This is a genomic window from Lactiplantibacillus sp. ME-2 (assembly GCF_022549155.1).
Classification (GTDB): Bacteria; Bacillota; Bacilli; order Lactobacillales; family Lactobacillaceae; genus Lactiplantibacillus; species Lactiplantibacillus plantarum.
Window position 1 is genome coordinate 40,260 of sequence record NZ_JAKZEQ010000011.1, and the last position, 12,788, is coordinate 53,047.

Annotated in this window: 13 protein-coding genes and 1 pseudogene; 6 read left to right on the top strand and 8 right to left on the bottom strand. The window is 44.4% G+C overall.

Annotated features, from left to right (window positions below; translation table 11 throughout):
* Positions 1–17 precede the first annotated feature (17 nt).
* Both MMY95_RS05875 and MMY95_RS05880 read right to left on the bottom strand, forming a co-directional pair.
* Positions 18–692: a type 1 glutamine amidotransferase domain-containing protein gene (locus MMY95_RS05875; protein ID WP_003643650.1), complete on the bottom strand. Its 675-nt coding sequence runs from the start codon at positions 690–692 to the stop codon at positions 18–20.
* Between the two features lie 37 nt (positions 693–729).
* Positions 730–1,734: an NADP-dependent oxidoreductase gene (locus MMY95_RS05880; protein WP_003641694.1), complete on the bottom strand. Its 1,005-nt coding sequence runs from the start codon at positions 1,732–1,734 to the stop codon at positions 730–732.
* Positions 1,735–1,900: 166 nt separating this feature from the next.
* Between MMY95_RS05880 and MMY95_RS05885 the strand changes: the two genes are divergently transcribed.
* Positions 1,901–2,224 (top strand): metalloregulator ArsR/SmtB family transcription factor, encoded by a 324-nt coding sequence (locus tag MMY95_RS05885; protein ID WP_003641695.1) that lies wholly within the window; start codon positions 1,901–1,903, stop codon positions 2,222–2,224.
* A gap of 168 nt (positions 2,225–2,392) precedes the next feature.
* Here the strand turns inward: MMY95_RS05885 and MMY95_RS05890 are convergent, their stop codons facing one another.
* Entirely contained in the window at positions 2,393–3,727 is a 1,335-nt protein-coding gene (locus tag MMY95_RS05890; protein WP_003646153.1) for an MATE family efflux transporter, read from the bottom strand.
* 202 nt (positions 3,728–3,929) lie between these two features.
* On the bottom strand, positions 3,930–4,082 hold the full coding sequence (locus MMY95_RS05895; protein ID WP_003646152.1) for a hypothetical protein: 153 nt from the start codon (positions 4,080–4,082) through the stop codon (positions 3,930–3,932).
* Positions 4,083–5,079: 997 nt separating this feature from the next.
* Here MMY95_RS05895 and pepI point away from each other — a divergent pair.
* Positions 5,080–5,964: a proline iminopeptidase gene (pepI, locus tag MMY95_RS05900; protein ID WP_033615502.1), complete on the top strand. Its 885-nt coding sequence runs from the start codon at positions 5,080–5,082 to the stop codon at positions 5,962–5,964.
* A 181-nt stretch (positions 5,965–6,145) separates the two neighbouring features.
* Here the strand turns inward: pepI and yaaA are convergent, their stop codons facing one another.
* The gene (gene yaaA, locus MMY95_RS05905) at positions 6,146–6,892 is read right to left on the bottom strand and encodes a peroxide stress protein YaaA (protein WP_027822286.1); all 747 of its coding nucleotides are present in this window, start codon (positions 6,890–6,892) and stop codon (positions 6,146–6,148) included.
* 169 nt (positions 6,893–7,061) lie between these two features.
* Between yaaA and MMY95_RS05910 the strand changes: the two genes are divergently transcribed.
* Complete coding sequence (locus MMY95_RS05910) at positions 7,062–7,469, top strand: pyridoxamine 5'-phosphate oxidase (protein ID WP_241277542.1); 408 nt, start codon at positions 7,062–7,064, stop codon at positions 7,467–7,469.
* Positions 7,470–7,636: 167 nt separating this feature from the next.
* Here the strand turns inward: MMY95_RS05910 and MMY95_RS05915 are convergent, their stop codons facing one another.
* The gene (locus tag MMY95_RS05915; RefSeq protein WP_241277543.1) at positions 7,637–9,280 is read right to left on the bottom strand and encodes a peptide ABC transporter substrate-binding protein; all 1,644 of its coding nucleotides are present in this window, start codon (positions 9,278–9,280) and stop codon (positions 7,637–7,639) included.
* 668 nt (positions 9,281–9,948) lie between these two features.
* On the opposite strand from MMY95_RS05915, the gene MMY95_RS05920 reads away from it, so the two are divergent.
* The 3 genes and pseudogenes from MMY95_RS05920 (at position 9,949) to MMY95_RS05930 (ending at position 11,735) form a co-directional block, all read left to right on the top strand.
* The gene (locus MMY95_RS05920; RefSeq protein WP_027821595.1) at positions 9,949–10,698 is read left to right on the top strand and encodes a hypothetical protein; all 750 of its coding nucleotides are present in this window, start codon (positions 9,949–9,951) and stop codon (positions 10,696–10,698) included.
* A 104-nt stretch (positions 10,699–10,802) separates the two neighbouring features.
* Positions 10,803–10,928 (top strand): hypothetical protein, encoded by a 126-nt coding sequence (locus MMY95_RS05925; protein ID WP_003641704.1) that lies wholly within the window; start codon positions 10,803–10,805, stop codon positions 10,926–10,928.
* A gap of 27 nt (positions 10,929–10,955) precedes the next feature.
* Positions 10,956–11,735, top strand: a pseudogene (locus tag MMY95_RS05930) (aminoglycoside adenylyltransferase domain-containing protein).
* A gap of 67 nt (positions 11,736–11,802) precedes the next feature.
* On the opposite strand, the gene MMY95_RS05935 reads toward MMY95_RS05930, so the two are convergent.
* Both MMY95_RS05935 and MMY95_RS05940 read right to left on the bottom strand, forming a co-directional pair.
* Positions 11,803–12,036, bottom strand: coding sequence for a hypothetical protein (locus MMY95_RS05935; RefSeq protein ID WP_003641706.1), 234 nt, complete (start codon positions 12,034–12,036; stop codon positions 11,803–11,805).
* 20 nt (positions 12,037–12,056) lie between these two features.
* A complete protein-coding gene (locus MMY95_RS05940) occupies positions 12,057–12,788 on the bottom strand; it encodes an ABC transporter ATP-binding protein (RefSeq protein WP_003646303.1) in 732 nt (243 codons plus the stop codon).

The following is a 12,788-nucleotide window of genomic DNA, read 5'->3' on the forward strand; positions in this document are numbered from 1 at the left end:
GCCTTGTGCTCGTTTTTTTATAGTTTAGCAATCAATTGGCGTGCGACCGCGCGTGCTGAGAACGGATTTTGACCAGTGATCAATTGGCCGTCAGTAATTGCATATTCGCGATAAAATCGATGCTGACTAAAGATAGCACCGTGAGCAGTAGCTCGTTCACGGTTAAGGAACGGGACGATCCGTTTTTTGCCGGCAATCAGCTCTTCAGTTGCGGTAAAGCCCGTAATGGTTTTGCCAGCAATCAAGTATTGGCCCGTTTGGTCTTTGATGTTTAGGAGGCCAGCAATTCCGTGACAAACGGAGGTCACATATCCACCATGTTGATAAATGGCCAGTGCGATGGCTTGTAACTCAGGGTTGTCCGGAAAGTCCCACATCACACCGTGGCCCCCGGTATAGTAAATAGCAGTGTAATCATCGGGATCGACCTGACTAGGCTTGAGCGTGTTCTTAAGGGCCCGATTAATGAAGTCAGAATCTTCATACACGGCCATTGTGGCGGCATCGGTATATTTCATACTACGCGGGTCAAGGGGCACGAAGCCACCATTAGGACTAACATAGTCAACGGCAATTTGGGCTTGCTGCATTTCATCGACGAACTCAGCGGCTTCACCTAACCAAAGACCAGTCGGCTCATTAGTTCCTTGGTAACGAGTGATATTGGTTTCGACAATTAAAACTTTTTTCATTGATCATGACTCCTTAAAAAGATTGATTTGAAGTTAGCTAATTAGGTTGAATACTGATAATGATTTTACCGGTAGCATGACCGGAATGCGAGTATTCTAACGCGTCGTTGATGTCGGTGAGGGGGATAATCCGATCAATAACTGGCTTAATAACGTCCTGTTCAATTAGTTGTCGCAGGCGTACAAGTTGCTGGCCACTAGGTTGCATGAACAGAAACGAATAGGTAGCTTGGGCTTGTTGTTCCAGTTGACTCAGTTTCCGCGTTGCTAGACCCAATAACCATTGTTTCCATATTGGCAGTCCGTAATCCTTACCAAAACGCGCGTTTGGCAGTCCGGCAATGCTGACAATCTGACCGCCTGGTTTGATAATCTGAAAAGCGGCCTCGAGGGATTGCCCGCCACGAGTATCTAATACGGCATCGTAATGGGATAATACATCAGTAAAGTCTTGCTGATGATAGTCAATGATTTTATCAGCACCTAGTGATTGAACGAGGTCAAAATGTTTCGCACTGGTAGTGGTTGCGACGTAAGCGCCGAGATATTTGGCCAGTTGAATGGCAATAATCCCAATACCACCCGAACCGCCGGGAATGAAAACCTTCTGTCCCGGCTGGATGTTCATTATATCGTGTAGTGCTTGGTAACTGGTTAAACCTACTAATGGAATTGCAGCGGCTTCTTCAAAATTGAGATTGGCTGGTTTCAGTGCGATGGCTTGATGATCAATGGCGATAAATTCAGCAAAGGTTCCAATTCGATCTTTGGGTGCGCGACCGTAAACAGCATCACCAACTTTAAAGCCCGGTACTTGGTCGCCAACGGCAGTAATTACACCGGCAAAGTCACTGCCCATAATTAGTGGCATGGTGTATTGTAGTAACAATCTTAGATCGCCATCTTTGGTTTTCAAATCGATTGGGTTGACACTGGCGGCAACGATTTTGACGAGAACATCGGTGGGAGCTATTGTCGGAACAGGGACTTCTGTCACCATGGGGGTTATTTGCTTGTATTTAGTAATAATGGCAGCTTTCATAGTGGACTCCTAACATATTGGTTTAAACGTTTAACATCTTGAACAAATCATGCTGTTGATTCTAGTCGCTTACTTACAAAAAGTCAACGATTAATTCTTGACTTTCAATTTTAGCAAGCGTTAAATGGTTTAAGAATACGAACCGTAATTGGAAAGGTGTGATTTTTTGGCAGAACGAACGATGGCAATATTTAAGAAGGGTGTTCCGATTTTTACAATTCTTCAAGACGAAAATCGGCAACGAATTTTGGTGATGCTGTGCCGGACTGATCAGATGACGGTTAACCAAATTACAGCGCAAATCGCCTTATCACGACCGGCCGTATCGCACCATTTGAAGTTGATGCTGGATGCCGGCATTTTAGCGGTTAGCAAAACAGGTACTGAACGTTATTACCGCGCTAACATGACGGCGACTCTAAAACTATTGAAGGCACTCACTGCGTCATTAGAAGCCGATTTAGCCCATACTCAGTCTGTAGACGAATAAAAACTGAATCAGAGTGAAAAAGCTGGTACTTTTGGAATGACGTCTCTCATTCCAAAAGTACCAGCTTTTAGTTCACTTATGCATTTCAGCGCACTGAATCACCAGTACTTGAAATGGATGGCGCCATTTAATGATTATCAGTGAGCTAACGACATGATATCGTTATTATTAATTTGAGGATGGTACTTGAATATCTTTGAAGGTGTGCCGATAAAGTAACCAGCCAAGTAAGCACGTTAAGACATCAGCGACCGCTTGAGCCCAAATAATACCAGTTAGTCCAAAGAACTGTGCCAGAATAACGATGGCGATACCTAGTAAGATTGCTTGCCGCGAAAGCGCCATGGCTAGGGCACTCAAACCCGCACCGACTGATTGAAAGACGGTCGTGAACACGAGGATGAAGCCCACTAATGGTGTCGTAATCAACATTGCTCGCAACATTTGTGTACCCATAGTGACAATGACTGGTTGATTCATAAATAGTTTAATAAGTTGAGGCGCAAAAATCATTAGAATAATCGCACAAATGGTTGCGTAGCCACCTTCGACTTTTAAATCGAAGCGCAACGTTGCCCGTAGTCTTTGCCAATTTTTAGCACCGTACGTGTAACCAACTAAAGGCTGGGCCCCAAAAGCAAAGCCGACCATGACCATCATAACGACCATGTAAACTTTTTGAACAATTCCCATGGCCGCCACGGCTTGGGCGCCGTATGCGGCTAAGTAGCTGTTTAAGATCATCATGCCAAAACTCTGGGTTAGGTTAGTCAGTGAGGCTGGAATCCCAACCGCGACGACGGCTTTAAGGGTTGGTCGCGAGATATGGGCTAACTTTGGTGCTAAGGAGAGCGTTTTGGCTCGGCGCATAAAAAAGACTAACAGACTGGTGTTGACCGCGTACCCCAAAACGTTGGCAAAAGCAACGCCCGAAGCACCCCAGTGAAAGCCAAATAAGAATAAGGGATCGAGAATAATGGTCAGAACCGTCCCACTGATGGTCGCAATCATGGAAAGTTGTGCCAGACCCTCCGTTCGGATAATGTTACCGGGAACCAGTGAAACGATGATAAAGGTTGATCCTAATACCAATATACGATAGAAGTCCGCAATGTAGGGACGGGTAGCTGCAGTAGCACCTAGCAAGCCTAAAATTGGTTGTTCGAATAGTAATAATAAGGCTGTCAGTACTAAGCTAAGCGCGATCGCAATGTAAAAACAAAAGCTACTGATACGTGCACTTTGGTGATAATCATGACGGCCAAGGACTCTTGAAATAACGGCACTCCCACCGAGGCCAAAAATATCACCAACTGCTAACATAAACGAAAATAGCGGACTGCCGAGGGCAATACCAGCAACTAAATCAGCATTACCAGTTTGAGCAACAAAAAATGTATCTGCTAAGTTATAAATCATGCTGGCAACCATGCCAAGAACCACAGGAAAGGCTAAATGGAAATACGCTTTGGGAATCGGGGCCTTCTCAAATAAATCATTCATAAAAATAAGTCACTCCTTCTCTGAACGGTCGGTCGAAGCGTGACTAGACGAACAGAAAGATAATATAAGTTAATGATACGCTTGACTGTCAAGCTGCTCAATGCACCAAACTGATAAGGACGGTCAGCTAAAGGAACGACAAAAAAAGCATTGCCCAGTGTTTCAGCGGCAATGCTAAAAATTAACGTGAATTTTTAAGAGACTAACGTAAGTCGATTTGGTGAAGGTTAGCCGGCATCTGACCAACATGATGGCCGACCGTTCCTGCGTGCATCGCTTGTGCGCCATTGATAAAGTGCACACCAGTGGCTGCAATTAATCCCATTCCTAATACTGTAATAATACTTAATACCATCATTATTCACCCGTTTCTGATTATTTCTGCACTTCTATTGTAGCGCTTACATCACCATTGTCATTTGAGTTGTATTAGAATGGAATTAAGTTTTTCACTTTTTCAGGTGGACATTAGTATTGGGATGGAATAAGTACGCATTGTGCGAGTTAATTTGTCATCGATTATGATTAAAACGTGCCATTTTTTAAATTCAAAAGCAGCCAGCTTAGGTTCGCTGAGAACAGTTCGAGTTAGCGTAAACTTGCTTAGAGTGCGCGTCCTACACCGACCTCCAGGCATTTCTGCCAATTGCCGGAACGTGGTGGGCACAGATTTGAGCCGAAAACCCACGTCTCAAATACTGGCCTTTCACTAACCAAGCACAGGACGCTTGCTAAGTGAAATTTCACCACTGGGCATTGTCAGAAACGCCTTCCAGTCGGGACAGTATTCGAATGGCAGACAGTAAGGGACCTAACTTTTGTTGGACTCATCATTGTTCTTCATAAACAGCAATTTTGTCGAGCAGCTGTCAGGTAGAAAATGACATTGTGATAGCTCACTATTTCGGAATCGCCATAGTAATAATCGAACGTCTCAACAAAGTGGTTAATGTAACCCTAATGTTTCTTTTAAGGTTCCATCATCAAAATAGTCAGCGACCAATTGTACCAAGTTAAGTGGCTGTTCATCAGCCATTCGAGCGGCTTACCGACTGGAGGAGCTGGGTGACAATGCTCAGTAGCCAAATTATTCTTAGTCGGAAGTGGGTTGCTTCCGGCTTAGAATAAGACTCGTATTTGAGACTGGGCGGGTTGTGCACGGGCTCTAATCGACGTCGGCTTACGTTCCAGCAATTGTCACCCAGCCCCGGAGGTCGGAATCGGACGCGCATTGCTGACGAACAGGAATCCATCTGTTTGGCACGTTTTAATCAAGGCTAATGCTAAATAGCGGCTAGCATAACGCATAACGCGTAACAAGTAAAAAATTAGTAACGAAAGTGAGTGATATTTTGGACGTGCAAGAAGGATACATGCCATTTAATGGTTATCAGACGTATTATCGAATCGTAGGGGATCGGCAATCAAATAAGACACCGTTAGTTTTGCTACATGGTGGTCCAGGATCAACGCATAATTACTTTGAAGGATTTGATGACCTGGCCGTTCAAACGGGACGACCAATCGTCATGTATGATCAATTAGGCTGTGGGCGTTCATCGATACCTGATGACGATCAATTATGGCAAGCCGCAACGTGGGTGGCAGAGTTACAGGCGTTACGTACGTATTTAGACTTACCCGAGATTCACTTACTAGGGCAGTCCTGGGGTGGTATGCTAGCTATTATTTATGGTTGTGACTATCGACCACAGGGGATTAAAAGTTTGATTTTAGCCAGTACCTTGTCTTCAGCCCGACTGTGGGCTCAGGAACAGCATCGGATGATTCGGTTAATGTCCCCAGCGGATCAGTCGGCTATTGCGACAGCAGAACGGTTACAGGATTTCACAGGTGCTGCCTACCTGACTGCTAATCAACATTTTATGACGCAACATGCGTCGGGCCCGATTACTGCTGATGATCCTGAATTCCTACGGCGATCAAAACGGGTGGGGACCACGGCTTATAATGTAGCGTGGGGTCCCAATGAATATAATCCGACTGGTACGTTGGCGGATTATGAGTATACCGACCGATTACAGTATTTGCAGATGCCAACTTTAGTCACCAGTGGAACGGATGATTTGTGTACGCCATTAGTCGCTAAGACCATGGTCGACCAGTTACCTCATGCGACTTGGACGTTATTTCCCCGTAGCCGTCACATGGCGTTTATCGATGAAAACACGACCTATATGACGCGATTGCGTCACTGGCTAGCAGCCCATGATTAGAGAAATGAGCGTAATCATTTCCCGGGAAATAATTTGCTGAATAGCTAGATTGAGAAGTTTATCGGCGTGATCTGATTTTGTTTGGCTGTCACTATAATGATTATTAAAAGGTTTAAAGTAGACCAAAGCGCCTGTGGAAGTTAGCCTTCTGCGGGCGCTTTGGTGATTGCTGTGATGATGTTTAATGTTGATAGATAAAGACGAATCGATTGGCCGTCGAGCGCTTCTCGTCAAATTGATAATCGGGATGATCAAATGTGCGAATGGCCGTCACATCATCGATTTGATGTTCAGCCAAAAAACGGACCATGGCCCCACGTGCCATCTTAGCTAATGTGGCTTTAGTCTTGAGTTTGCCGTCGATAAAGCTTGCAAAGACAATATCAATCATTGATTGATGCGGAGCCAGATAAGGTGCAATGGTCTTAGCATATTCTTGAGAAGCAAGATTGATAATTGGTTCTGGCCGCGGAGTCAGTGCCTGATAGAGGCGGTCGCCCCAAAACGCATAGAGGTTCTTGGCTTGACCAACAGCCAACCGTGCTTGCATTTCTAACCGATAAGGAACGATACCATCAAACGGTCGGAGAATGCCGTAAAAGCCTGACAAGATTCGTAAGTTTGCCTGAATATAGTCAAGGGCTGGCTGGGTAAAGACGTCCGGGGCCATGTAACAGTACTGAATACCGCTGTAACTGAGAATAGCGGGAGTCAGATTGCGGGTCAGGTCAATTTTTTGAAGCCAATCATAATTAGGTTGGGCTAGTTTGTCACTGCAATGCCATAAGGTCTTGGCCTCAGGATAGGTGAGGTGTTGCAGTTGAGCCAGTAATTGTTGCGTCTGATCAAGATAGATTGGTTCAGTTAGGGCTGGAAAGGCATCTTGGTCGATAATCATTTTTTTCGCAGGTGCAATGATGATTTTCATAAGGTCACTACTTTCGAAGCGTTCAGTTTATAAATAATGTTGATAGCATTTAAAGCAAAAACTAAGCTATAGAAATATGATAGCACATTAGACAAACGTACGTTCCTAAAACTATCAATTGCGGTATAATGAAATTATGATACTAATTGAGTAAAAGGAGTTTGTCGGTATGGATATTTCACTATTAAAACAAGTGGTTCAATCAACTAATAAGATTGCCCTCAGCACGGCCGTCAATAATGAAGCAGATGTTAAAATTGTTAACTTTGTCTGGTACGAAGCACAACCAGATACGCTATACTTCTCATCAGTCAAGACGAGTCCCGCTTTGAAGGTTTATGACCAGAATCCGGATATTGCATTCATTACGATTCCTAATGATGGAACAGCGGGCAATCCATATCTACGAGCCCAACACGTTAAGTTACAACGGTCAACTAAGACGATGACTGACTTGCTACCCCAATATTTAGAAACAGTTCCGAATTATCAACAAGTCTGGGATGCTATTGGGTCGACACTCGTTGTTTTTGAGTCTGGGATGCTATTGGGTCGACACTCGTTGTTTTTGAATTGAAACTAACTGATCTTTTTGTTGACGCGGGTGTTGGTGGTGAGAAGCAAACACTGACTTTTAATTAACACTGGATTCCTATACTAAAAGCGTTTCAAGGCTGGCTTAGGTTAAGCTACGGTCTTGAAACGCTTTTTGGTCGGGTAATTTTAGGAGCAACATATGAGGCGTTATTTCACATATGCGGTCCGATAATTGGCGGCACCGCTGAAATTATTATAGATGACGCCCTTTGAGTGCGACTTAACGAGCAGATGGGAACGGCCTTCGTAGAGTGGGGTCACGGCCTGATCAGTTAGCGCCGTTTTAGCGGCTTGAACTAAGTCTTGATAGCGCTTGGTCGCGTTCAAAGCATCTGGACCATCAGCGGCTTGCATTGCCTGGTCGTAAGCCTTGCTTTGATAGTGGCCCATGTTGGAGTTGCTGTCGCCAGTCAAAATTGTTAATGATTGTGAAGGGTCGGCAAAATCCATACTCCAGCTAGTTAAATTAAGCTGGAAGGCTCCCTTGGAAACTTTACCTAGCATTGCGGTAAATGGCATTGCCTTGATTGTTACCTTTAGTCCGGGGAGGTGACTGGTTAATTGTCCCTGGATGAATTCAGCGACCTGATGTGAGTTGTCATCATCACCACAAGTAATCGTTAACGTTAGCGATTTTTTGCCCAATTGTCGTTGTGCTTTATGATAGGCGGCTCGAGCCTGGTTGAGATTATAATTAACAGTACCATCAACGGTCGCATCATTGACAAAATCGGTACCAGTTTTAGGATTCTTAGCCATATTGCGCACACCAAAGCTTTTGGCTGGAAGCGAACCATTTTCTAGAACTTTGTTGGTCAGTTGCGACCGGTTGATTGCTAAGGATAAAGCGGTGCGGAGTTCACGGTTGGCTGCTACATGGTCATGGTGATTGTATTGAATAAAGCTGATTTGACCACCCGCAAGTGTTTTGAGTTCTTGATTATTTTTATTCTGGACACTTTGCTCGCCATTAAGTGTCACACTATCTAACTTATTAGATTGATATAAATTATAGGCAGTCGTATTGGACTTAATAACCTGATAATTGATTTGGTGCAGTTTCACCAGTTTGTGATCGTAATAAGCTGGATTTTTCTTTAAGGTCCACGTATTATTAGTCCCGGTCCAGCCAGTAAGCGTAAATGGCCCGTTGTAGACGGTCGTCGCGGCCGAAGTCCCGTACTTCTTCCCGTATTTGTTAACAGCAGGTTGATTGACCGGATAAAAGGTCGAAACAGCTAAAATCTTTTTAAAGTAGGCGACAGGTTTGCTTAACGTGATTGTTAATTGATAGTCACCATTAGCTTTGACACCAAGGGTTGATGGCTTTTTCTTGCCGGCTGCAATGGCGTCAGCATTTTTAATGTTCGTGAAGACATAGGTGAATTCAGATTTACTTTTTGGATCAAGAGTTCGTCTCCATGAATAGACAAAATCGTGAGCGGTCACCCTGTTACCGTTACTCCAGCGCGCATCGTGGCGTAATTGAATGATATAGGTATGACCACCATTGGTAACAGTTGTCTTAGTAGCCAAAGCGTTGACGGGTTGGCTCTGACTGTTCAGCCGATAGAGCCCCTCGTCAACTTGGGTGACTTGGCTATTAGAAACGCTGTCCGTCATTTTAGCGGGATCTAAGCTCATAATTTCTGAGCCAGCTGATAGGTTGATAACTTGTGATTGTTTAGTCGTAGCTGGGTGTGAGTGGGCGTTGACGGTAAAGCCGATGCCGCCAATAATGGCCACGCTGCCGATTGTTAAAATTAATTTGTGTGTTCCGGATAAACTCATAATTAAATCCTCCAAAAGTATAATTGTATTTGGTTAGTTTGATCCATGAGTTTTGCCATCGTTTCGTGACCATTTATTTCACCCCGTTTTTATCGTCAAAAAAACCGTCCTTATCCAGCCAATGCTGTGTTAAGGACGGTTTGATAACCGCGGTGCCACCTTAATTGAGTGTTCGCCAATTTAGTGATTAAATCACGCGTACACTCCTACTCCATAGGAAACTAACATTTCCCTGACAACTGACGTATGTCGCACGTCTTTCCGTACTCTCAACTGACGTTAATTTCGGCAAAGCCCTCGGTGGTCCATTTAATTACCTGCGTTCGGCCATACTCTCAGCAACGATGACTCTCTGTGCGGGCACGATAATCTTGATCTCCACCTCATTGGTTTATAAGGACGATATTTTGTTGAAGTGAGTATACCGCTTTTGAAAATCAGTTGTCAAGAGCTGGAAAAATATTGTTCAACTATAAATTTAGTCAAACAGAAAACGATGTTCGTAAATAAACCGAGGATTAATATAGTGTCGCGTGGCATTGATTGCGTGGTTTTTAATAACGGCTGCAAGCATTAATTACTTTCATTATGCGCGAATAAAAATTATAATGACATCAATAATGTAAACGGGTTCAATATTGCGGTGACAAGATTAAGGAGGGCTAAACATGAGCTTTAGAGTTGTAGCCGGTTATTTCGGTGAATTTAGTGATGAAGCGAAGCGGGCCAATCAAGACTTAGGTGTAATCGGCATGTCGTTTCAGTATCAATGTAATCTCGTTTATCCAGAAGGGGCGGGGCCAAACTTTGGTTTTCGAACCGACGCGCAAGCGATTGATGTGTTCGATGCGTTAAAAGTTGGTTACGATGGTTTCAAAGTGCAAGCTGGCCTGATTAAGGCGATGGGACTAGTTGATTATCAATTGGTTGGTGGTCGTTACGAACTAGTCGGCCATGATTTCCGGGAATTACCTTTAGCTGAGATCAATGCGAACTTGGAAGCGATGCCCGGACTTTTGGCTCAGGGACCGATGCCGGTTCGATATGTGACTTATCGTCGGACAGATGACCCTATCGACGCGGTTGGCTTTAGTGGCAACTGGGCACTAGGAGATAGCGGTGGCTTTCGACAGTTAAGTGAGACGTTGGCAGAACCAATGCAAGCACCAGTGGCGGCGCTAATTAAGGCAATTGATCAACTTGGTTTAACGTTACAACAAATTAATCTACCCACACCGCAAAGTTCAACGGCTTTGCCGACACATTTGAGTGATGATGTTCATCAAGCGAACGTTGACGTGTGGGTGGTGTTAACACAACCACAAGGTGACGAGCAGCAAGTTTTGCAGACCATTCATAACGCTCAAGAGTGTAATGAAAAATTGTGCGAAGCGCTGACTCGTGTTTATTTGAAGTAGGATGTTTCACGTGAAACAACTGGCACTTGGTAGTTCGTTATTTTCTTTAGTGCGTTGTATGATATGATACGCACGAACCGTAACACATCTTCACGGGAGAAAATATGTTATTAGAAACTTATCAGCATCGCTCATTTATCAAACAAACTGGCAATATTTCTATCGAACGTGATTGGGAAAAGCTTTTCGATGAAGCGTGGTTGATTAAGCATCTTCGTGGCTATCGCTAAGCTCAAGACTTAGAGGGGAGTGGTTTGATGATGACATCGACACCACGGTTATTACAAGCCATTCAACAAACGACCACCGCAATTTAAAAAACAAACCTTGTTGGTATTTACCTGCATGGATCCTATGTTTTAGGCTCATATAACGAACAGGTGAGCGATTTAGACTATCTGATCGTTGTTCGGCGTTCGTTAACATTAGCTGAAAAACGGCAGTTAATGACAGCTACCATAACGCAATTGTGGCCATTAGCGCTACACAAGGGATTGGAGTTTCATGTGCTGTTACTGAGTGCAACCCAGTATTTTGTGCATCCTTGCCCATTCGATTTTCATTTTTCAAAATACCATTATGAGGATTATCAACGGACACCGCTAGCCTACCTAAAAGCGATGCACGGCACGGATCCTGATCTTGCTGCCCACTTAACGATTCTCCAAGCAGCAGGACAAGTCTTACTTGGGCCAGCTATTACAACGGTCTTTGGCCCCGTTCCTGCGACGGCCTATTGGGACAGTATCAAGTCTGATATCGCGAATGCTGAAACGGCGATCGTTCAGTTACCAATGTATACGGTATTAAACCTTTGTCGAGTTCGCGCTTACCAGCAAGATCAGTTAATTATTTCTAAGCAGGCCGGGGGTGAATGGGGGGTACAACAGCTGCCAACACAGTGGCATCCGTTGATCAGGCAGGCGTTAGCAGCCTATGCTGGTCAACAGGACGAACAGGTTATACGATGGTCACGACCAAACTTAGTGGCGTTTGCACGAATCATGTTAGCCGAGTTGGGCTTAAAATCAGAATAGTTTGTGAGTTTAACAAAAAATGCTTACTGGCGATCATCCACCAGTAAGCATTTTTGTCACCACCAACTTAAAGTCGGCTGTTATAAATCAAGAAACTAATGTAGCAGTTATCGCCATCAGGTAAATCATAGCCAGTGTTTTCGTTGCTACCGTCATTTTCGTGTAAAACAACGAATTCACCAGAACCATAATCTTGGTCGTTTAAATACTTTACTAAACGTTCATCACATTCAGCTAAAGTCTTACCGGTCACAACGCGCCGGTTCCAACCACGATGGATCTCAGTATTTGGATTAAGCATCTCTTCTCAACTCCTCTTAATTATAAAGTCATCAATTGCGCTTGCCGAGCGGGTTGCTGATCAAGATCAGCGCGCGTTAGGTCAGCGTCGACTTGGTGGGTACTGTTAAAAATAATGAAACGTTCACCAACGGCTTGGACTTGCTGGTAGTTATGGCTTGCCATAATGATAGTTTTGCCGGCAGCTTGTAGCCGTTGCAGTAGGGTTAGCATTTGCTGCTGAGCGGCAATTGTTAAGCCGTTCAGCGGTTCATCTAACAATAAAATTTCAGGGTTCAAGGCGAGAACGCTGGCTAGTGCCACGCGCTTCTTTTCACCACCTGAAAGTTGGTAAGGGACCCGGTCTGCTAAGTTAGCACAGTCCGTTAATTGTAAGCAGTCGGCGACGCGTTGCGCAACCATGGCTGCTGATAAACCGAGTTGTCGGGGACCGAAAGCGACTTCCTCAGTGACCGACGTGTTGAATAGTTGAACATCAGTATTTTGAAAGACCATGCCGATCCGCTGATGAAGTTGTTGTCGATTTTGGGCATCAGCGAGATAAGTGGTCGTAATCGGCTGATCGTGAAACTGATAAGTGCCACTAGTTGGACTAGCTAATCCACTCAATAGTCGTAAAAGGGTCGATTTACCAGATCCATTGGGCCCCATTAGACAGACAAAGTCGCCTGAGTTGACCGTTAAGCTGAGGTCCTTCAAGCCACACGTATCAGGATAATCATAGCAAATATTCACCAATTTAATCAATACCAC

Bases quoted from the DNA above. Each gene is read 5' to 3' on its own strand.
- MMY95_RS05875 (WP_003643650.1), bottom strand. From the start codon at position 692: ATGAAAAAAGTTTTAATTGTCGAAACCAATATCACTCGTTACCAAGGA.
- MMY95_RS05880 (WP_003641694.1), bottom strand. From the start codon at position 1,734: ATGAAAGCTGCCATTATTACTAAATACAAGCAAATAACCCCCATGGTG.
- MMY95_RS05890 (WP_003646153.1), bottom strand. From the start codon at position 3,727: ATGAATGATTTATTTGAGAAGGCCCCGATTCCCAAAGCGTATTTCCAT.
- MMY95_RS05895 (WP_003646152.1), bottom strand. From the start codon at position 4,082: ATGGTATTAAGTATTATTACAGTATTAGGAATGGGATTAATTGCAGCC.
- yaaA (WP_027822286.1), bottom strand. From the start codon at position 6,892: ATGAAAATCATCATTGCACCTGCGAAAAAAATGATTATCGACCAAGAT.
- MMY95_RS05910 (WP_241277542.1), top strand. From the start codon at position 7,062: ATGGATATTTCACTATTAAAACAAGTGGTTCAATCAACTAATAAGATT.
- MMY95_RS05915 (WP_241277543.1), bottom strand. From the start codon at position 9,280: ATGAGTTTATCCGGAACACACAAATTAATTTTAACAATCGGCAGCGTG.
- MMY95_RS05920 (WP_027821595.1), top strand. From the start codon at position 9,949: ATGAGCTTTAGAGTTGTAGCCGGTTATTTCGGTGAATTTAGTGATGAA.
- MMY95_RS05925 (WP_003641704.1), top strand. From the start codon at position 10,803: ATGTTATTAGAAACTTATCAGCATCGCTCATTTATCAAACAAACTGGC.
- MMY95_RS05935 (WP_003641706.1), bottom strand. From the start codon at position 12,036: ATGCTTAATCCAAATACTGAGATCCATCGTGGTTGGAACCGGCGCGTT.